General features: G+C 66.0%; 20 protein-coding genes and 1 tRNA gene. 8 read left to right on the plus strand and 13 right to left on the minus strand.

Annotation, left to right across the window (positions count from 1 at the left end):
* Positions 1–78 precede the first annotated feature (78 nt).
* Positions 79–960: a 4-hydroxy-tetrahydrodipicolinate synthase gene (gene dapA / locus AC3A5N_RS11595; protein WP_487737695.1), complete on the plus strand. Its 882-nt coding sequence runs from the start codon at positions 79–81 to the stop codon at positions 958–960.
* Here dapA and AC3A5N_RS11600 read toward each other — a convergent pair.
* Together AC3A5N_RS11600 and AC3A5N_RS11605 are read right to left on the minus strand one after the other, a co-directional pair.
* Positions 957–1,433, minus strand: coding sequence for a hypothetical protein (locus AC3A5N_RS11600; RefSeq protein ID WP_487737486.1), 477 nt, complete (start codon positions 1,431–1,433; stop codon positions 957–959). The two genes, dapA and AC3A5N_RS11600, sit on opposite strands and share 4 nt — an antisense overlap.
* Complete coding sequence (locus AC3A5N_RS11605; RefSeq protein WP_487737487.1) at positions 1,426–1,824, minus strand: four-helix bundle copper-binding protein; 399 nt, start codon at positions 1,822–1,824, stop codon at positions 1,426–1,428. The genes AC3A5N_RS11600 and AC3A5N_RS11605 overlap by 8 nt, the downstream gene beginning before the upstream one ends.
* A 98-nt stretch (positions 1,825–1,922) precedes the next feature.
* Here AC3A5N_RS11605 and AC3A5N_RS11610 point away from each other — a divergent pair, with 98 nt between their 5' ends.
* Together AC3A5N_RS11610 and AC3A5N_RS11615 are read left to right on the plus strand one after the other, a co-directional pair.
* Positions 1,923–3,320 (plus strand): DNA recombination protein RmuC, encoded by a 1,398-nt coding sequence (locus AC3A5N_RS11610; RefSeq protein WP_487737696.1) that lies wholly within the window; start codon positions 1,923–1,925, stop codon positions 3,318–3,320.
* A 17-nt stretch (positions 3,321–3,337) separates the two neighbouring features.
* Positions 3,338–4,054 carry a hypothetical protein gene (locus AC3A5N_RS11615; protein WP_487737488.1) on the plus strand — a complete coding sequence of 239 codons (717 nt, stop codon included), beginning with the start codon at positions 3,338–3,340 and terminating at the stop codon, positions 4,052–4,054.
* On the opposite strand, the gene AC3A5N_RS11620 is transcribed toward AC3A5N_RS11615, so the two are convergent.
* From AC3A5N_RS11620 to AC3A5N_RS11655, 8 genes are all read right to left on the minus strand, one after another.
* A complete protein-coding gene (locus tag AC3A5N_RS11620; RefSeq protein WP_487737489.1) occupies positions 4,029–4,397 on the minus strand; it encodes an META domain-containing protein in 369 nt (122 codons plus the stop codon). The genes AC3A5N_RS11615 and AC3A5N_RS11620 overlap by 26 nt on opposite strands.
* A gap of 98 nt (positions 4,398–4,495) precedes the next feature.
* Complete coding sequence (locus AC3A5N_RS11625) at positions 4,496–5,305, minus strand: TrmH family RNA methyltransferase (RefSeq protein ID WP_487737490.1); 810 nt, start codon at positions 5,303–5,305, stop codon at positions 4,496–4,498.
* On the minus strand, positions 5,305–5,577 hold the full coding sequence (locus AC3A5N_RS11630) for an HPr family phosphocarrier protein (protein ID WP_487737491.1): 273 nt from the start codon (positions 5,575–5,577) through the stop codon (positions 5,305–5,307). The genes AC3A5N_RS11625 and AC3A5N_RS11630 overlap by 1 nt, the downstream gene beginning before the upstream one ends.
* Positions 5,577–5,990 (minus strand): PTS sugar transporter subunit IIA, encoded by a 414-nt coding sequence (locus AC3A5N_RS11635; protein WP_487737492.1) that lies wholly within the window; start codon positions 5,988–5,990, stop codon positions 5,577–5,579. The genes AC3A5N_RS11630 and AC3A5N_RS11635 overlap by 1 nt, the downstream gene beginning before the upstream one ends.
* 64 nt (positions 5,991–6,054) lie before the next feature.
* Entirely contained in the window at positions 6,055–6,966 is a 912-nt protein-coding gene (gene rapZ, locus AC3A5N_RS11640) for an RNase adapter RapZ (RefSeq protein ID WP_487737493.1), read from the minus strand.
* 39 nt (positions 6,967–7,005) lie between these two features.
* Positions 7,006–7,446: an HPr kinase/phosphorylase gene (locus tag AC3A5N_RS11645; RefSeq protein WP_487737494.1), complete on the minus strand. Its 441-nt coding sequence runs from the start codon at positions 7,444–7,446 to the stop codon at positions 7,006–7,008.
* Positions 7,443–9,026, minus strand: coding sequence for a sensor histidine kinase (locus tag AC3A5N_RS11650; protein WP_487737495.1), 1,584 nt, complete (start codon positions 9,024–9,026; stop codon positions 7,443–7,445). The genes AC3A5N_RS11645 and AC3A5N_RS11650 overlap by 4 nt, the downstream gene beginning before the upstream one ends.
* The gene (locus AC3A5N_RS11655) at positions 9,019–9,765 is read right to left on the minus strand and encodes a response regulator transcription factor (RefSeq protein ID WP_487737496.1); all 747 of its coding nucleotides are present in this window, start codon (positions 9,763–9,765) and stop codon (positions 9,019–9,021) included. Before AC3A5N_RS11655 ends, AC3A5N_RS11650 begins: the two co-directional genes overlap by 8 nt.
* 197 nt (positions 9,766–9,962) lie before the next feature.
* Between AC3A5N_RS11655 and AC3A5N_RS11660 the strand changes: the two genes are divergently transcribed.
* A complete protein-coding gene (locus AC3A5N_RS11660) occupies positions 9,963–11,561 on the plus strand; it encodes a phosphoenolpyruvate carboxykinase (protein ID WP_487737497.1) in 1,599 nt (532 codons plus the stop codon).
* Positions 11,562–11,704: 143 nt separating this feature from the next.
* Positions 11,705–12,025, plus strand: coding sequence for a hypothetical protein (locus tag AC3A5N_RS11665; protein ID WP_487737498.1), 321 nt, complete (start codon positions 11,705–11,707; stop codon positions 12,023–12,025).
* Between the two features lie 61 nt (positions 12,026–12,086).
* On the opposite strand, the gene AC3A5N_RS11670 is transcribed toward AC3A5N_RS11665, so the two are convergent.
* Together AC3A5N_RS11670 and rlmB are read right to left on the minus strand one after the other, a co-directional pair.
* Positions 12,087–12,965 carry a hypothetical protein gene (locus tag AC3A5N_RS11670; protein WP_487737499.1) on the minus strand — a complete coding sequence of 293 codons (879 nt, stop codon included), beginning with the start codon at positions 12,963–12,965 and terminating at the stop codon, positions 12,087–12,089.
* Positions 12,966–12,988: 23 nt separating this feature from the next.
* Positions 12,989–13,777 carry a 23S rRNA (guanosine(2251)-2'-O)-methyltransferase RlmB gene (rlmB, locus tag AC3A5N_RS11675; protein WP_487737500.1) on the minus strand — a complete coding sequence of 263 codons (789 nt, stop codon included), beginning with the start codon at positions 13,775–13,777 and terminating at the stop codon, positions 12,989–12,991.
* Positions 13,778–13,926: 149 nt separating this feature from the next.
* Between rlmB and AC3A5N_RS11680 the strand changes: the two genes are divergently transcribed.
* Together AC3A5N_RS11680 and AC3A5N_RS11685 are read left to right on the plus strand one after the other, a co-directional pair.
* Positions 13,927–14,012, plus strand: a tRNA-Tyr gene (locus AC3A5N_RS11680).
* Positions 14,013–14,540: 528 nt separating this feature from the next.
* Positions 14,541–15,671 carry a beta-ketoacyl-ACP synthase III gene (locus AC3A5N_RS11685; protein WP_487737501.1) on the plus strand — a complete coding sequence of 377 codons (1,131 nt, stop codon included), beginning with the start codon at positions 14,541–14,543 and terminating at the stop codon, positions 15,669–15,671.
* On the opposite strand, the gene AC3A5N_RS11690 is transcribed toward AC3A5N_RS11685, so the two are convergent.
* Positions 15,632–16,708, minus strand: coding sequence for a phosphatase PAP2 family protein (locus AC3A5N_RS11690; RefSeq protein ID WP_487737502.1), 1,077 nt, complete (start codon positions 16,706–16,708; stop codon positions 15,632–15,634). The two genes, AC3A5N_RS11685 and AC3A5N_RS11690, sit on opposite strands and share 40 nt — an antisense overlap.
* Positions 16,709–16,815: 107 nt before the next feature.
* Here AC3A5N_RS11690 and AC3A5N_RS11695 point away from each other — a divergent pair, with 107 nt between their 5' ends.
* Positions 16,816–17,565 carry a phosphatidylserine decarboxylase gene (locus AC3A5N_RS11695; protein ID WP_487737503.1) on the plus strand — a complete coding sequence of 250 codons (750 nt, stop codon included), beginning with the start codon at positions 16,816–16,818 and terminating at the stop codon, positions 17,563–17,565.
* Positions 17,566–17,581: the final 16 nt, after the last annotated feature.

Genomic DNA, 17,581 nt, shown 5'->3' on the forward strand with positions numbered 1-17,581 from the left:
CCTTATCAGGCGCTGAATGAAGAGTTCCATCGCGCAGGATACTGCCTCGCGCCTTGGGCAGGAACAAGGATAGTGGCAATGTTTTCCGGCTCGATTCCGGCTCTGGTGACTCCTTTTCGCGACGGAACGTTCGACGAGGCGGCTTTCCGCCGCCTGGTCGACTGGCAGATCGAGAACGGCAGCAAGGCGCTGGTCCCCTGCGGCACGACCGGTGAGGCGTCGACACTTTCGAACGCGGAGCATCACCGGGTGATCGAAATCTGCATCGAGCAGGCCGCCGGGCGGGTGCCCGTGATCGCCGGATGCGGCAGCAACGACACGCGCAACGCGCTGTTGCACATGAACTTCTCGAGGAAGGCCGGCGCCGCGGCGGGCCTCTGCGTCGCGCCTTACTACAACCGGCCCGGACAGGCCGGCATCATCGCGCACTTCAGCTATCTCGCCGAGCATTCGGACCTGCCGATCGTGCTTTACAACGTGCCGGGCCGCACGGTGACCGATATCGAGCCGGAGACGGTGTGCGAGCTCGCGCAGCGCTATCCGGACCGCATCGTCGGCATCAAGGATGCAAGCGGTGATCTCAGCCGCGTGACCGATCACCGGATGGGGATCGGCAAGGACTTCTGCCAGCTATCGGGCGACGACGAGCTTGCGCTACCCGCCAACGCCGCGGGTTCGGTCGGCTGCATTTCGGTGACGGCCAACGTCGCCCCCGCGCTCTGCGCCGAGTTCCAGCAGGCTTGCGCCGAAAACGACCTCGTCCGCGCGCGTGAGCTCAACGATCTGCTCTACCCACTGCACTACGCGATGTTCGAGGATGCGAGTCCCGCGCCGGTCAAGTATGCGCTCAGCCGCGTGCACGACTGGATCCTGCCCGGCGTGCGCCTGCCACTGGTTGAATGCTCCGAGCACGCGAAGAAAGCCGTCGATGCGGCGCTCGAGCACGCGCGGCTGGTCTAGCTCCCCTCGCCGCAATAGATCAGGCCGGTCTCCGGCAAGGTCGCGGCACCTTCGACGAGCATGGCCTTGGCCGATTCGGCGAAGCGCAAGGTGATGTTGTCGTCTTCTTCCGCGCCGTCGATCGCACACATCGCATCGATCGTGTAGCCGCCGGTCGACTTCTCGATCCTGGTGAAGTCGCAGGCAATGTCGTCGGGCGCGGTTAGCCCGTCGCGTGTCAGTGTCCAAGCTTCGCTGCGGCATTGCTCGGCGCTCTCCGCCCAGCGGCCGACATAGCGGAACGTGGCGTCGGATGGGGGCAGGGTGGTGCCCGGTGCGCTAGCCGATCCTTCGCCGGCATTCTCGCCGGTTTCCTCCACCAGTTCGGCAACGGCTTGCGTGCCGGGGGAGGGAGAAGCCTCACCCTCCGGCGACGGAGAGCAGGCTGCCAGAACTGCGGCCCCGCCCACGATCATGCCGCGCCAATCAGGCATGCGCATTCATTTCCTCGAGCGCCTTGCGGCAATCGTCGGCGCACTCGCGGCACATCGTCGCGCAGCGGCGGCAATGGGGATTATCGTGCTTCTCGCATTCCGCTGCGCAGACCTCGCAGACCTCGATGCAAGTCTGGAGGATCGACTTGATCACCGCGACGTCGCCCGAGGTCCGCCGGGTCGCCACGCGATAAGTCGCCTCGCAGATGTCCGAGCAATCGCTGCACAAGCGGATGCAGCGGCGCATGTCGGCGTCTTCGGCGCTGCAGGCGTCGGCACAGGAATTGCAGATCGCCGCGCAGTACATCGCGTGCTTGACCGCCTCGGCCAATGGCTCGTTGAAATCCGCACCCACTTGCGGGTGCTCCGAAATCATTTCCTTGATCGACATGGGATACCTCCTTCGCTGGCTTAGCGAACGAAGGCGGGGGATAGTTCCGCGCGGGCCTTTCCCACAGGCGCCGTTCCGTCTATGTTCCCGTGATGGATATGACTGCAACGATCGTCGCCCTGCTGGCACTCCTCGTCGGCGCCGGACTGGGCTGGTTCTTCGGCTCCCGCCCCGCGGCTGACTGGAAAGCGCGTTATGGCGAGCGTGACGCCGACGCGAAGGAGCTTGCGGGGAAGCTCTCGCGCATGGCGCCTGAACTGGCGGCGATGAGCGAACGTGCGGCGCGGGCCGACGACCTCGCCGCGAGGCTTGATGCCGCGCGTGAGGAACTGGCGGGCCTCAAGGCCGAGCGCGCCGCGTTCGAGGAACAGAAGCGGCTGCTCGAGGAATCGCGCGCAAACCTGCTTAAGGAATTCGAGAACACCGGCGCCAAGGTCTTGGGCGCCGCGCAGGAGCGGTTTCTCGAGCGAGCGGCGGAACGGCTCGGTCATTCGGAGAAAGCCTCGGAGGAGAAGATCAAGGCGCTCCTCCAACCAGTGGGCGATCGGCTCAGGAAGTACGAGGAACAGGTCGCCACGCTGGAAGAGAAGCGGACCGACGCCTTTGCGCGGCTTCACCAGCAGATCACCGAAATGCAGCGCGGGCAGGAGGAAGTGCGGCGCGAGGCGCAGCGGCTCGGCAACTCGCTTACCAATGCGCCCAAGGCGCGTGGCCGCTGGGGCGAGCGGGCGCTGCAGAACGTGCTCGAACAATGCGGCCTCAGCCAGCATACCGACTTCATCCTCGAACATTCGATGGAGACGGACGAAGGCCGCTTGCGGCCGGACGCCATCGTCAGGGTGCCGGGGCAGAAGAAGCTGGTGATCGACGCCAAGGTCTCGCTCAACGCCTACCAGGCCGCGTTCGAGGCCGACGACGACGACGAGCGCCGGCGCCACCTCGATCTCCATGCCCGATCGATGCGGGGACACGTGCAGACGCTTGGGGCTAAGAGCTACCAGAGCCAGTTCGACGAGGCGCCCGACTATGTGGTGATGTTCGTGCCCGGCGAGCACTTCGTCGCCGCCGCGCTCGAACACGATCCGGAGCTGTGGGATTTTGCTTTCGAGAAGCGCGTGCTGCTGGCGACGCCGACCAATCTCGTGGCGATCGCGCGTACCGTGGCGCAGGTCTGGCGGCAGGACACGATCGCGCGCGAGGCGATCGAGATCGGCAAGGCGGGTGCCGAACTCTACGACCGCCTTGCCATCGCGGCCGAGCACATGAAGCGCGTTGGCGGCGGGCTTGAAACCGCGGTCAACAACTACAACAAGTTCGTCGGCAGCTTCGAGCGTAACGTGCTTTCCTCGGGCCGCCGCCTGAAGGACAAGGGGATCGAGATCGGCAAGCGCGAAATCGACGAAGTGCCGCTTGTCGAAAGTGCGCCGCGCTATACCGCGGAAGATTCGAACGCTACGGAAGAGCCTGCGCTGCCAGTGGGTAGCGATAGCGAATAACCGAAGAGGACCTGCCGATGCGCCCGACGATCTGCCTTGCCCTGACGCTCTCGCTCGCGCTTGCCGCGTGCGGAGAAGGCAAGGCGCCGTCGGAGAAGCTGAAGGACGCGGCCAAGGGGCTGGTCGAGGAAGCGGCAGGCAAGATGCCGCCCAAGCTCGCCGAAGGTCCCTATGCTCCGCGCGATGAATGCACCGGGCTTCCGGGCGCCGACGCCTTCCGCCAGCAGCTTGCGCAGGCGGTGAAGGCGCGCGACGCCGAGGCGCTAATCGCGCTCGCGGCGCCCGACGTGAAGCTCGACTTCGGCGGAGGCGCAGGGTCGGCGCAATTGCAGGCCCGTCTGGGCGAAGACAATCCGACGTTGTGGGATGAACTCGATGTGCTGCTGACCCTCGGCTGCGCAGCCGAGGGGCAGGCGGGTATCACGTTGCCGTGGTACTTCGCGCAGAAGATCGATGCCGTCGATCCGATGGCCGGCATGATCGTTATGGGCGAGAACGTGCCGCTGCGCGTAGCCGCCGATGCTAACGGCGAGACGGTGAAGGAGATCTCCTGGGACGTCGTCGAGCTGATCGATGGCTTGCATCCCGAGGCGCCGTTCCAGCATGTTGCGACCACCAAGGGCCAGCGGGGCTACATCGCGACTGACAAACTTCGTAGCCTCATCGATTACCGTCTGCTCGCGTCGAGCCGCGACGGCAAATGGAGCATCACGAGCCTGGTGGCGGGGGACTGAGCCGCGCCAGTTCGGCGCTATGGCCGCTCGATCGCAGGATCAGCCGGTTGTCGTCGCGCCACTCGAGCGTGGGCGCCGCGACCAGCAGCGCGGCGATCGCCTGTTCCTGCTCCCACACGTCGCCCTGACAGAACATCCTGGTGCCGGCGAGCGGCCCCGCAATCAGCCGCCCTTCCTCGATCCGCCACTTGCCGGCCATCGTGTTGCAGCCGACGCTGGCAGAAATGTTCTCCTCGCCGAACGAGAGCCGGGCGCCATCGGGGCGGACCGGTTCGTACTCGTCGATCTTGACGAAACCCCACTCGCTTTCGGAGAGCCGTTCGGGTGCGGCCGGCCGGGCCACGCAGCCCGCGCAGAGCAAGGCGACGGAAAGGGCAAGGGCGATTCTCATCATCGGCCCTCGGCGTAAGGCCGCCTGGCTGAGTGGCCGGTGAATGAATATCAATCGAGAGCGGCCAAGACCTCGTAAGCGAGCACCGCGCCCGCGACGGCGGCGTTGAGGCTGTCGGCCCGGCCGCGCATCGGCATCGTCACGCGCAAGTCGCATGCTGCCTCGTACTCCTCCGGCAGGCCGCGCGATTCGTTGCCGATCAGGATGAAGCACGGCCGCGTATAAGGCGCACCGCGATAGGGCACGGCATCGCGCAGGCTTGCGGCGACGAGCTGTCCGTCCCCACCGCGCAGCCACGGCAGAAACTCCTCCCACCGCGCCTGTGCAATCCGCTGGGTGAACACCGCGCCCATGCTCGCGCGTACGGCTTCGACACTGAACGGGTCCGCGCAGTCGTCGATCAGGATCAGGCCGCCCGCACCGACGGCGTCGCCGGTGCGCAGCATCGTGCCGAGATTGCCCGGATCGCGCAGCGCCTGCGCCACCAGCCAGATCGGTGCGGTCGTGCGATTGAGTGAGGAGAGTGAGGTGTCGAGCTCGGCAAACACGCCGGCGATCGCCTGAGGGTTTGCCTTGCCGGTGATCTTCGCGAGAATATCGGGCGAGGTCTCGATGATCGTGCCGCCGGCGTCGGCCACTGCGCTTTCGAGCGCATCGGTCAGCTGATGCGGATCGCGCCCCTCCGCCATCACCAGCAGCTCGGGCAGGATTCCGGATACGCGCGCATCGGTCAGCAGGCGCAGCCCTTCGGCAAGGAACCGCCGCTCGCACCGCCGGTGCTTCTTGTCGCGCAGGGACCGCAGGAACTTGACGGTCGGATTGGAAAATCCGGTAATCCGCTGCCGGGGAATGGCCGCCATCAATCCTCGCCGAAACCGTCGCGCACGAGTACGTAGAGCTCGTTGAGCACGCTGTCGGCGCCGGGGCCTTCGACGACGATCTCGACTGTGTCGCCCTTGGCTGCGCCCAGCATCATCAGGCCCAGGATCGAACCGCCCGCCGCCTCGTAGCCGTCCTTCGCCACGCGCACGTCGACCCCTGCGGGAAGGTCGCTGACGATATTGACGAACTTGGCGCTCGCCCGGGCATGAAGCCCACGGGAATTGACGATGTTAACTTCGCGCCGCGGCATCAGCACGCTTTCGCGTGCTGGCCGAGTAGCTCGGAAGCGACGGTAATGTAGGTCCGCCCCGCATCGCGCGCTGCGCGCACCGCCTCCGCCACGCCGTGCGACTTGCGCACGCCGGCGAGGCGGATCAGCATCGGCAGGTTGATCCCGGCCACGACCTCGACCTTTCCCGCCTCGAGCAGCGAGATCGCGAGGTTCGACGGCGTGCCGCCGAACAGGTCGGTCAGCACCGCCACCCCGCTGCCGTCGTCGACATCCTTGATTGCCTGAGCGATTTCCTTGCGCCGCTGCTCCATGTCGTCGTTGGGGCCGATGCAGATGGTAGCGATCGCCTCCTGCGGGCCGACGACATGCTCCATCGCACGAACGAACTCTTCGGCCAGGCGGCCGTGGGTGACCAGGATGACGCCGATCATGCGAAGGGACTTTGTCCGGCTTGTCGGGGGTGGGGCATGCGAATCATGGCCAAAGGGCGTTGTCTCATTGCGGGCCTTCGATCTCGTCGGCCGCGCGCGATCCCAGATTGCGATGGATGATCGTGGGCGAAAATCCCGCGTCGCGCAAGGCCTGTGCGAACCTCTCGGCGGTGTAGACCGACCGGTGCCGCCCGCCCGTGCAGCCAAAGGCGATGTTGACGTAGCTCTTTCCCTGCGCCGCGTAGCGGGGGAGGAGCTTGAGCACGAGTTCGCGGATCTGCTCCAGAACCGGGCCGTAGCTTTCGTCGCGCTCGATATGCTCGCCCACGGCGGCGTCCAGTCCGGTCTGTTCGCGCAGGCCCGGCACCCAATGCGGGTTGTCGAGGAAGCGCATGTCGAAGACGAGATCGGCAAGCGGCGGCGTGCCGCGGGCGAACCCGAAACTGGAGACGATCACCGCCATTTCGCGCGGGGCGCTGCCCGCAAAATGCGCGCGGATCGCCTGCTGCAGATCGTTGCTCGAGAAGTCCGAAGTGTCGATCACCGCATCTGCCCAGCGGCGCAGAGGCTCGAGCAACTCGCGTTCCGCCTGTATGCCGATGCGTACCGGGCGGCCATCGGCCATCGGGTGCCGGCGGCGCGTCTCGTTGTAGCGGCGTTCGAGCTCGCTGCTGTTGCAGTCCAGGAAAAGGGTGGTGACGACGAGGTCGCGGCGGGCGGCGAGTTCCTTCACCTTGGCCATGATCTCGTTCGGCACGAAGCCGCGCGTCCGCGAATCGAAGCCGATGGCGAGCGGCGGGCGCGGCCCATCGTGAGCGCTGCCGCCGATCAGGCGCCCGAGCAGGCGGATCGGAAAGTTGTCGATCGCTTCCCATCCGAGATCTTCGAGAACGCGCAGCGCGGTCGTCTTCCCCGCGCCGGAAAGTCCGGTGACGAGCAGGATGTGCTGGCGGTCGTCTGGCGAATCGTCGGCCATGGAGACGATGTGGCCCGTTGCGTGGACGAAAGAAAGGGGTCAGCCCGGCGGCATCCCCGAAGCCAGTCCGTAGGCGCGCAGGGCCAGTTCGGCGCGCACGGCAGCCGGCGCAATGCGGGGGTCGAACGCAAGCAACGGGATAGGCACGCCCGCGATCTCTGCGACCTCTGCGGTATCGATGAAGCGCGGCGCATTCGGATCGAGCACGAGCCTCAAGGCGACTGGCGCTTCCGTCGCCGGAAAGGTCAGCAGCCCCAGGTTGCGCGCCTCCAGCAGACCGCGGATATTCGGTGGAGGCAACGCCCAAAGGGTCTCTCCCCGCCGCTCCAGCCTGACGCCGTCGTCGCCCACGAGGACGGCGCCCCGGTCGATCAGTTCGAGCGCCAACCCGCTCTTGCCGGCGCCCGGCGGCCCCTCGATCAGCACGCCGCGGCCGCCGATCGCGACACAGGTCGCCTGCCGGAGCAGATCCGTGCTCAACGCCGCGACCGGGCTGCTGCGGGCAGGCTGAGCACGAGACATGCGCCGGAGCGTCCGTCGGGCCGGCCGCGCGCTTCCAGCGTGCCGTCGTGTGCTTCGACGATCGTGCGGGCGATCGCGAGGCCTAGGCCGCTGTGGTCCCCGAACGCTTCCGCATCCGGGCGGACGGAGTGGAACCGCTGAAACACCTTCTCGCGCGAATCCTCGGGTATGCCGGGCCCTTCGTCGCAGACGGAGAGCGTAACCCGGTCGTCATCGCTGCGGGTCACGGTTACCTCGATGACGCCGCCCGGCGGTGAGAAGGATACCGCGTTGTCGAGCAGGTTCTCGATCACCCGTTCGAGCCGCAGGGGGACGCCCATCACCTGCGCGTCGCCCATCGAACGGCTCAGCTCGACCCGGTGCTCGTCGTTCTCCGCGCGATCTTCCCGCGCCGCGATGATCGCGGCGGCCAGGTTGCCGAGATCGAGCCGCTCGAAGATCGCGCGCGAGATCTCCGCATCGACCCGGCTGGCGTCGGAAATTTCGGTCACGAGCCGATCGATGCGTCGGATGTCGTGGGCCGCGATACCGGTCAACTGCCGGCGCAGATCCTCGTCCTCGACCTTGCCGAGCGATTCGATCGCGCTGCGCAGGCTGGCGAGCGGGTTCTTGATCTCGTGCGCGACGTCGGCCGCGAAGTGCTCGACCGCATCGATCCGCTGGCGCAGGGCATTGGTCATGTCGGAAACGGCACGGGCGAGGGCGCCGATCTCGTCGCGGCGATCGGGCAGGCGCGGCACCTCGACCTCGCGCTCGCGCCCGAGCCGCACCCGCACTGCCGCGCGCGCGAGCGACTGCAGCGGGCGAACGATCGTGCGAGCGAGATAGAGCGACAGGAAGATGGAGCCGAGCAGCGCGAAGAACACCGCCATACCCAGAGTCGAGCGCGCCTCGCGCACCTTCTCGGTGATGTCGACGGCGTTGCGCGTGGTCAGCAGCGTCGCGCCATTGAGCCCTACCGGCACTGCGGCGTTGATCACCGGGGTTCCGTCGGGCGCGTCGCGGAGCTGGATCTGCGACAGGCCTTCCTCGCGCGCTCGCGCCAACTCTGGCCAGGCGTCAGCGATCGTTTGCTCGGGCTCGATGTAATCGGGGATCGGATCGGCGCCGACGATCGTGTCCACCCATCGGTCGAGCACACGGGCGAATTCGATCGAGAACGAATCGTCTCCCACGTCGTCGAACTCGAAGGCAGGCTCGTCGAGAGCGAAGCTGTCGGCCCACAGCCGCCCTTCGGCATCGAACATGCGCAGCCGCATCTTCTGTTCCTTGCCGATCTGGATCAGCAGCGCTTCCTGCCGCTTGCGCGATGCGCCGGCGAGCGCCTCGGCGGTGATCTGCGCCTCGATCCGGGCAAGCTTGTAGCGCTCGGAGAGGAGCTGCTTGCGGTAGGTATCGAGATAGAAGATGCCGCCGCCGAGCAGCGCGAGCGGCAGCAGATTGACCGCGAGGATGCGTGTGGTGAGGGACAGCCGCCGCGACCAGCTCAGCCGGTCCAACCGCGCGTCGATCTTGTCGCGGAATCCGCTCTCAGCCATCGCTGAAGCTATAACCTGCCCCGTAGAGCGTCTCGATGGCCGTGAACTCCGGATCGGTCGCGCGGAACTTGCGCCGCATGCGCTTGATATGGCTGTCAACCGTCCGGTCGTCGACGAACACGTCGTCCGGGTAGGCCGCATCCATCAGCGAATTGCGCGACTTGATTACGCCGGGCCGTGCGGCGAGTGCTTCGAGCAGGAGGAACTCGGTCACGGTCAGCGAAACGGGCTTCCCGTCCCAGGTCACATGATGCCGCGCCGGGTCCATCGTCAGGCGCCCGCGCACAAGCGGTTCGCCCGGCTCCTCCGCATCGTCCGAGTTGCGTTCGATGCCTTCGCCGAGCACTTCGGTGCGGCGGAGGATGGCACGGATACGTGCGAGCAGGAGGCGCAAGCTGAAAGGCTTGGCGATATAGTCGTCCGCGCCCAGCTCCAGGCCGGCCTCCTCGTCCTGCTCATCGTCCTTGCTGGTCAGGAAGATCACCGGCAGCGTAGAGTGGCGGCGCAGGCGGTGGAGAAGCTCCATCCCGTCCATCCGCGGCATCTTGATGTCGAATACCGCGAGATCCGGCGGGCTTTCGAGCAGGGCTTTGAGCGCAGTCTCGCCATCCGAATAGAGCCGTGTGGCGTAGCCCTCGGCCTGCAGCGCGATCGAAACCGTCGTCAGGATGTTGCGATCGTCGTCGACCAGCGCGATGATCTTCTCGCCGTCCGATCGAGACCGCTCCGCCTCAGCCATTTCGCCTCCGTCATCAGGGCCGTGATACGATCTGACGGTTAGACGCTTCCGCGCGGCGAGACAACGCGCGCGGGCAGGTCGGCGTTTGACGGAGCCGCAGCGCGCGATTATGCGCGGGGGACATTCCGTGCATTCGTATGCGAACGACTCGCCGTTGGCGCCTGCAGGGCAGCCTCCGGTGCGATCAGGAGATTAAAGTGAGCACCCCCCTGTCACACCCGCTTTCCAATCAGGGTATCGAAACTCGCGCCACCATTCACGCGAATCTGTCTTCGAGCGAGCTGACGGAGCACGCGCTGGCGAACGGCGAAGGTCGGCGCGCCAAGCACGGGCCGCTAGTGGTCGAGACCGGCAAGCACACAGGCCGCAGCGCGAAGGACAAGTTCATCGTCCGCGACGCCGAGACCGAGAACACCGTGTGGTGGGACAACAACGCCTCGATAACGCCCGAGCACTTTGCGGCCCTGAAGGCGGATTTCCTCGCCGCAGTGGCGGAGAAAGACACGCTCTACGTCGCCGACCTGTTCGGCGGCTCGCAGCCCGAATACCGCGTCAACGTGCGCGTCGTGAACGAACTCGCCTGGCACAACCAGTTCATCCGCACGCTGCTGGTTCGCCCGACCGTGGCCGAGCTTGGCGGCTTCGTCCCCGAGTACACGATCATCGACCTGCCGACCTTCCGCGCCGACCCCGAACGCCACGGCACGCGCAGCGAGACGGTGATCGCGGTCAACCTGTCGGAGAAGCTGATCCTGATCGGCGGCACGAAATACGCCGGCGAGATGAAGAAGAGCGTGTTCGGCATTCTCAACTACCTCCTGCCGCCGCAGGGCGTGATGCCGATGCACTGCAGCGCCAACATCGGTCCCGACGGCAAGAGCGCGGTGTTCTTCGGCCTGTCGGGCACCGGCAAGACCACGCTGTCGGCCGACGCGAGCCGCACGCTGATCGGTGACGACGAGCATGGCTGGTCGGACACGGCGGTCTTCAACTTCGAAGGCGGCTGCTACGCCAAGATGATCCGTCTCAACCCGGAGGCCGAGCCTGAAATTTACGCGACCACGCGGATGGAAGGCACCGTGCTCGAAAACGTGGTGCTGGACGAGAACGGCGAGATCGACCTCGACGACAACAGTCTCGCGGAGAATACCCGCGGCGCCTATCCGCTGAGCTCGATTCCGAACACCAGCGAAGAGAACATGGGCCCCCCGCCGAGCAACGTGATCATGCTCACGGCAGACGCCTTCGGCGTGCTGCCCCCGATCGCGCGCCTGACCCCCGATCAGGCGATGTACCATTTCCTCTCGGGCTACACCGCGAAAGTGGCCGGCACCGAGATCGGCGTGACCGAGCCGGAAGCGACTTTCTCCACCTGCTTCGGGGCACCGTTCATGCCCCGCCATCCGAGCGTGTACGGCAATCTGCTCAAGAAGCGGATCGCGGAGGGCGGGGTGCAGTGCTGGCTGGTCAACACCGGCTGGACCGGCGGCAAGTACGGCACAGGTCACCGCATGCCGATCAAGGCGACCCGCGCGCTGCTCAATGCCGCGCTCGACGGTAGCCTCAACGATGCAGAGTTCCGCAAGGACCCGAACTTCGGGTTCGAAGTGCCGGTCAGCGTGCCCGGTGTCGACAGCGGAATTCTCGACCCACGTTCGACCTGGACGGACCAGGATGAATACGACCGGACCGCGCAGAAGCTCGTGCAGCTTTTTATCGACAACTTCTCGCCTTTCGCCGATCATGTGGATCAAGGCGTCCGCGACGCCGCACCGAACGCGCCGGTAGCGGCCTGACCCACCCCCTCTCTTCGGAGAGGAAACCGCGCACCAGTTGGAGAGGAGAGCCCCCGCCCGGGAAACCGGAGCGGGGGCCTTTCGTTTCAGCCGTGCGTGCGTACAATCGAGCGCGGACGGATCAATCACCAGGAGGACGACCAATGGCCCTTTTCGATCAGCTGCTCGGCGCGGCGCACAACCATCCCACAGTGAAGAACATGGCAGAAAAGCTCGGCATCGACCCCGCTCAGGCCGAACAGGCGATCGCCGCGCTGGGGCAAGCGCATCACGAGGGTGGTGACACCGTCGGCATTGCCGCGCAGAAGACGGGCCTCGACGCTGGCGTCCTCCAGCAGATCGTGGAGCAGATCGGCGGGGAGGGCTCGCTTGCGCGCTTCACCCAGATCCTCGATCAGGATCACGACGGCAATCCGTTCGACGACATTGCCGGCTTCGCGGGCAATCTGTTCGGAAAGCGCTGACACCTTCTCGCCGGGATCGAGGCGGAGTCGCCTCGATCCGGGCAACTGCGCAGAAGCCGGTTCAGTCGGTCAGCTTGATCAGCGCTGTCGGGGCGACCTGCGTGCGCTCGGTAACCTTCCACTCGAGCACGCTGCCCTCGGGCGTTTCGGAAGGGCCTTCATCCGTATTGTTGGCGAGGATTTCGCCATCGGTCACGACACGGAACGTCCCGTTCAGCTCGGGGGCGGGCAAGGTGTCCTCCTCTGCCGAACCGTCACTGGCGACAGCGCCAGCCATTCCTGCCATCATCTCTCGGAAAGGGCTGCCACTGCTCTGCGGCGCGAAACCGGGCGCATCGATCCGCACCGTGCCGTTGTCGCGCTTTGCGGCGAGCACGAAGAAGTTGAACGTCGGCAGGCGTTCGATCGTCGGGAAGACGAAATCATGGCCCAGGTTGCCGGCGATGCGGAAGCTCACCTGGAACAGCCCGTCTCCCTTGTATTCGACGCTCTCCCAACCCGCCTGCCGCTGCAACCGTTCTGCGAATTCCTGCGCAGCTTCGGGATCGGCCGGATCGATGCCGCCGAGCATCGCGCGCGTCATCTCGGCTTCTCTCTCCCGCTCGCGCTTGCGCTCTTCCGCCCGCTGCTCCCAATTGCTCTTCTGCTCGGCGAGTTCGTCCTCGGTGCACGCGCGCTCCTCGAACGTATCGTCGTCATAGCAGGCTTGCTCTACGAACTCGTCTGCCGCGTCCTCGGCCGCGTTGCCGAGGTCGGCGAGTTTGCTCAGGGCGAGGAGGTAGATCTCGCCGTCGTAGCTGTAGGAGAAGGTGCCGCCCTTCCGCAGCTCGAGCTGAGAGGTGAACGTGCCTGGCGCAAGCAGACAGCCGGTCAGCAGCAGCGCCGCAGCGCAGGCGAACCCGGCCGCCGCCGCGCGCCGGATCGTGGTCGCAATAGTCATCCTTTCCCCCGTCTATTCGCCCGTTAGCGTGTAGCCACCGCGTATAGCGCGATTGCAGCCGCGTTCGAAACGTTCAGGCTCTCCATCGCACTGCTTATCGGCAGCCGCGCGAGCGCATCGCAATGCGCGGCGATATTGGCGCGCATGCCTTCGCCTTCGGCGCCGAGAACGAGCGCGATGGGCGCTGCCGACAGTGCCCCGGCCAGACTCACCTCCGCCTCGCCGGCCAGGCCGATCCGCCAGTACCCCGCCTCCGCGGCACTCTCCAGCGCGCGCGCCAGATTCACCACGCGGACCCAGGGCACGATCTCGAGAGCACCCGACGCGGACTTGGCGACGACGCCCGATTCGGGCGGCGCATGGCGGTCCTGGGTCACGATCGCACAGGCGTCGAATGCCGCGGCAGAGCGGAGGATCGCGCCGACGTTATGCGGATCGGTCACCTGATCGAGCACTACGAGCGGACGGGCCGGGTTTCCGGAAAGCACCTCGTCGAGATGCATGTCTTCGAGTGGCGCGCATTCCAGCACCAGCCCCTGGTGCGGTGCATCGCGCGCGACGAGCCGCGCAAGATCGGGGCTGTCGGCGAACTCGACGGGGAAATCGGCCGGCAGTTCGCCATCGAGAGAATCGATACCCTCCCGCGTCGCCCACAGCTTGCGATGGACGCGCGCGGGATTCTTGAGCGCTGCCTCGACCGCATGCCGGCCCCACAGGCGCACCTGGCCGGTGCTCGCGCGTCCGCTGCCGCGCCCGCCCTGCATACGCCCGGCGCGCCCGCGCAGCGCTCGCTTGCGATCACCTTTGGCCAATCGAAACTCCCTATCTTCACTCGATCTTTCGCTCGCTCCGGCCCATGCCAGCGGCCCCATTGACAGGCAAGCGCCGCTTCGCCAAAGGGGCGCCTCTCGGCAGACGGCACCCCTTTCGAGGGACGCCATTTCCCGCACGCCAGGCATGTGGACAGGTGGCCGAGTGGTTAAAGGCAGCAGACTGTAAATCTGCCCGCGCAAGCGTACGCTGGTTCGAATCCAGCCCTGTCCACCACGCCTCCCAGTCATCGCCGCTGGCACAAAAAGACCCCGCCGAAGCGGGGTCAGGTTCACGACTTATACCCTTTGCCCTATGCCTAAACGCTAACGGGTAAATCCTGCAGGCGGCTGTTGGAGCCTTCCGTCGCGTTCATTGCCCGCAGTATGCCCGGCGCGGCTTTCTCCAATGCCTTCATCAGCCCGGGGGGCGGTTCGGAAGAACGTTGAGGCTCGCCTTTGGACTGTGCCGCCGCCGAGGAGACGGCGGCCAAGCCGGCTGCCGCTCCCAAGAGACCCATGAGCATGGTTGGCTTTCGCATCTTGTCACTCCATTCTGACGCCCCCGACCCGTAGAATGGCCCGTCATGCTGCCGGTGCCTTCCGAAAGCGACGGGTCGTGGGACTTACCGGGCTGCCTGACCGCGCAGATCGCTCGCCGGGACGTGACGTTCCAGAGGTGCGGCAGATGCCGCTGCTCGATCCCATGGGCTCCGCCGCCGCGTCGGCGCTTGCCGGCCCACTCAGGCCGCTTTAATTGAGCGCAATGCAGCCTACACATCGTCCCGTGATTTCCGCGACCGGTCTGTTCACGCCGGAAGAGAGCATTTCCAACGAGGAACTGGTCGCCAGCTTCAACACCTACGTCGAACGGTTCAATGCGCGAAATGCGGACGCAATCGCGGCAGGCGAGGTTGAGCCACTGGAGCCGAGCTCAGTCGAGTTCATCGAGAAGGCCAGCGGGATCAAGGCGCGCCATGTAATGGCGAAGGCGCCGGTGCTCGACCCCGAGATCATGGCGCCGCAGTGGGAGGAGAGGACGAACGAGGAACTCTCGATCCTTGCCGAGATCGGGGTGAAAGCGGCCCGCGAGGCGCTCGCGCGGGCAGGGCGCGATGCCGCTGACGTCGATGCGGTGCTCTGCGCCGCGTCGAACATGCAGCGCCCCTATCCGGCGATGGCGATCGAGATCCAGCAGGCGCTCGGCATCGAAGGCTTCGGCTTCGACATGAATGTCGCCTGCTCCTCGGCGACGTTCGGCATCCAGACCGCGGCCGACTACATCCGTGCGGGTAACGCCCGCTCGGTTCTGGTCATCAGCCCGGAGATTACCAGCGGTCACCTCAACTGGCGCGACCGCGACAGCCACTTCATCTTCGGCGACGTCGCTACGGCGGTTCTGGTGGAGGACGCTGCCATGGCGCCGGCGCAGCACTGGGACATCCTCGGCACACGGCTCAAGACGGTGTTCTCCAACAACATCCGCAACAACTTCGGATTCCTCAATCGCGCGCATCCGGAAACCGCCGACCGGCCAGACAAGCTTTTCGTCCAGCAGGGGCGAAAGGTGTTCAAGGAAGTCGTGCCGATGGTCTCGCAGATGATCCTGGACGAGGCCGAGCGGCTCGAGATCGATCCGCAAGGATTGCGCCGGCTCTGGCTACACCAGGCCAACACCGGGATGAACCGCCTGATCGCGCACCGGGTGCTTGGACACGAGGCGAACGAGGACGAAAGCCCGACGGTACTCGACACCTACGGCAACACGTCGAGTGCCGGCTCGGTCATCGCGTTTCATCTTCACAGCGAGGATCTCGCGCCCGGCGACAGGGGGTTGATCTGCAGTTTCGGCGCTGGTTACTCGGCCGGAACTGTCTTCGTTCGCAGGATCGGCTGAATCCGCCCGGCGTAGGCCGCGGTTCTGGCGTCCCACCAGTCGAAGATGGGGGCCGAGGCGCGCCACAGGAGCGCCACGAGCACGACCGAGACCAGTCCGTCGACGGCATAGTGGTAGGCAAGGTGGACCGAGCCGATCCAGATCGCGACGAAGAAGGCGAGGAGCCAGCGACCGGCCACGGCCGACACGTGGCGTGTCGCGAGCCAGAACAGGAATGCGATCGCCACGTGCATCGAAGGCATGGCGGTAATCCCGCTGCCGAGCCCGTCGGCGTTGGCCAAATGCCACCCGAGCAGCATCTCCTGCACCGACAGCGTCATCACGGGTATCTGCGCATCGGCCGCGCGCAGGTAGGCCATCTGCGCGTCGAACGCGGGATCGCCAAACAGCGGCCCGACGAAGCAGGGTCCGACCGAGGCGAGCAGGGTCGCGACACCGCCGCCGATCACCGACCATGCCAGCACATAGGTAAGAAAGAAGCGGCGCCGGATCGCCGGATCGATTGCCGCGAACGCGAAATAGAGGCAGCCGAGGTAGAGGAGCAGAAGCCAAGTGTGGTAGAGGAATGCGAGCGCGGCGGTGACCAGCGGATAGCCGACCAGCGGCTGCAGTACCTGCCAAGCGTCGTGGCCGAAGAAGATCGCGCGATCCCAGGCGATGAACCGAGCATCCCACGCGTAATCGTTGAACAGCGGAATTGCGGCCTTCATCTTCGAGAAGAACGGCATCAGCAGCACACAGAGCGCGAGCAGGGGCGTGCCGGCGAGCCACCGCTGCGCGGCTGTGGGTCCCGCGTAGCGCCGGTGCAGCGCTGCGATTGGCGCGGTCGGGCGGCGGCGCGCGAGGTACAGGGTAGCGTCGACCGAAAGCCAGGCGATGATCGCGACCAGATAGAGCCGCGCGTTGGCCAGGGCGGGTTCGGCATCCAGGCTTATGCCCTTGCTCGACAGCAGCACGGCGCACAGCGCGAACAGCGCCAGCGCCGCCCCGTAAACCGGAATCTCGCCGATCCAGCGGCGGGTGCTTTCATCACGCATGCTCATCGAGCGGCGGCGATAGCGTGAGATGGTAAGCATCGTCCTAACGTGCAGTTAGCGGCGTCGTGCCGCTTGTTTGGATGGGCGCGAGCCTCTAGATGGCGGGGATGGCTGGTGAATTGGTCGACAACAAGGGACGTGGCGATGTCGGCTGGCAATGGCCGGCTATTCATCCCGAAGGGCGCAAGTTCGGACTGATCGCGGTGGGCATCAGCCTGATCGCGGCGTTTCTGGCGTGGGAGACGATCGCCTGGCCGATGGCGTTCCTCTCGCTTGGTGTCTTCGCCTTCTTCCGCGATCCCGAACGCGTGGTCCCGCAGGACGAACGGGCGATCATCTCGCCCGCCGATGGGCTCGTCTCGCTGATCGCGCAGATGGAGCCGCCGGCGGAGCTGACGATGGACGACGGTAGTGGAGCGCCGGCGCTTCCCAACCAGCCCGTCACCCGCATCTCGATTTTCATGAGCGTGTTCGACGTACACATCAACCGCGCCCCGATCGGCGGCACGGTGCGGCGGCTGGTCTACATTCCCGGCAAGTTCGTCAACGCAGACCTCGACAAGGCGAGCGAGGAGAACGAGCGCCAGCATATCCTGATCGAGCGGCAGGACGGCGTGGCGATCGGCTTTACGCAGATCGCGGGGCTGATCGCGCGGCGGATCGTGCCGTTCGTCAAACCGGGCGACACGCTGGCGGCGGGCGCGCGCGTTGGTCTGATCCGCTTCGGCAGCCGGGTCGACGTCTATCTCCCCGCCGGAACCGATTCGAAAGTCCTCGTGGGGCAGAAGGTCATCGCGGGCGAGACGATCCTCGCGGAGATCGGCGAACAGAAGCTGATCGAGGGCATCGCCCAGTGAGCGAGGACTATCCGCG

Source organism: Pelagerythrobacter sp. Soil_C_18 (genome assembly GCF_057657235.1).